2 protein-coding genes are annotated in these 891 nt (G+C 64.5%); both read left to right on the top strand.

The window, feature by feature from the left end; translation table 11 throughout:
- On the top strand, positions 1 to 291 hold a 291-nt coding region (locus tag BN358_RS25360; RefSeq protein ID WP_232233078.1), incomplete at its 5' end, for a phospholipase D-like domain-containing protein.
- A 200-nt stretch (positions 292 to 491) separates the two neighbouring features.
- Positions 492 to 891: hypothetical protein (locus BN358_RS25355; protein WP_157593324.1), on the top strand; the 400-nt coding region annotated here is incomplete at its 3' end.

Raw genomic sequence — 891 nt, 5'->3', positions numbered from 1 at the left:
TCCTCCAAGGTGCTCAAGACCCTGAAGTCGGCGAAGATCCCGTTCAAGTGCGCGGCCTTCCCGATGCACACCAAGCTGATCCTGATCGGCCCCAAGTACTCCAACAGCGGGCGCATCCTGACCGGCACCGCCAACATGTCGGTCGCCGGCCTGCGCTACAGCGAGGAGCATGTGATCACGATCGACACCAGACGTGCCGTCGGGGAGTACCAGGAGTCGGCACAACGGCTCTTCGGTGAGTACATGACCCAGTGGTACGAACTGTCCCAGGGCGGAAGGACGTGCAAGTGACGCCGCAACCAGGAAGTGGCTTCGTCCCCTGGCCGCGGTGCTGGTCACCGCTGTGATCGGGGTCGGCCTCACCGCCGCCACCCCGCAGAGCGCCGTCGCCGACACGTCGGTGCCCGGCAAGCCCGCCCGCACCGGCTCGGTCGGGTACGACTCGATGGTCGTCGCCTGGGACCGGCGTGTCCGGAGCCCTCGGCTACCAGGTGGAGTGGTCGCAATACAAGGACTTCCACAAGTGGGTGCACACCGTCGACGTCACTGACCCGAACAAGACCGCGGCGCTGCTCACCGGCATGCGCGGCAGCGTCACCTACTACTTCCACGTGCGCACCTACGACCACACGAACAAGGTCGCCACGTCCGCGTTCTCGTCCTACGGCTACTCCACGACGAAGTACTCGACCAGCAAGAAGACGTCGGCGGTGAACATCACCAACGTCTCCGGCACCTCGGTCGAGATGAACTGGGTGAACATCGGCGGCTCGGTCTCCGGCTACCAGCTCAAGGCCTCCGCGAGCGGCAAGAGCACGGTCTACGTGTCGACCACCTCCACCGGCGTCACGATGAAGCCGCTGGTCAAGAGCACGAAGTACAAGATCTACG

Source organism: Sedimentibacter sp. B4 (assembly GCF_000309315.1).
Classification (GTDB): domain Bacteria; phylum Bacillota; class Clostridia; order Tissierellales; family Sedimentibacteraceae; genus Sedimentibacter; species Sedimentibacter saalensis.
Note: the sequence above shows the minus strand (reverse complement) of the source record. Positions and strands in the feature narration are given on the sequence as shown.